The sequence below is a fragment of the Halalkalicoccus sp. NIPERK01 genome (genome assembly GCF_030287405.1).
Classification (GTDB): Archaea; Halobacteriota; Halobacteria; order Halobacteriales; family Halalkalicoccaceae; genus Halalkalicoccus.
This window is the reverse complement of sequence record NZ_JASVVV010000078.1, coordinates 1-230: the sequence shown is the minus strand read 5'-3', so window position 1 is coordinate 230 and position 230 is coordinate 1. Positions and strand designations below refer to the sequence as shown.

Annotated in this window: 1 pseudogene; it reads left to right on the top strand. The window is 67.8% G+C overall.

Annotated elements, in window-relative coordinates:
- A pseudogene (locus QRT08_RS18605) lies at window positions 1-230 on the top strand (translation initiation factor IF-2); the annotation flags it as partial.

The window sequence follows — 230 nt, the reverse complement described above, 5'->3', positions numbered from 1 at the left end:
CCGCAGACACCACCCGAAGCCCAACCGCCAGGCGCATGCAGAGATCCCCATCACCCCCGCCGAAGTGGGCGACATCGCGCCGCGGGACGTTTCGGTCGCGAGCACCACCGACGAGCAGATCCACCGGGCGATCCTCGGGTTCAACGTCGAGGTGCTGGGCGACGCGAAACGCAACGCCGACGAGAGCGAGGTCCGGGTCTTTCGCGACGACGTGATCTACCAGCTCGTCG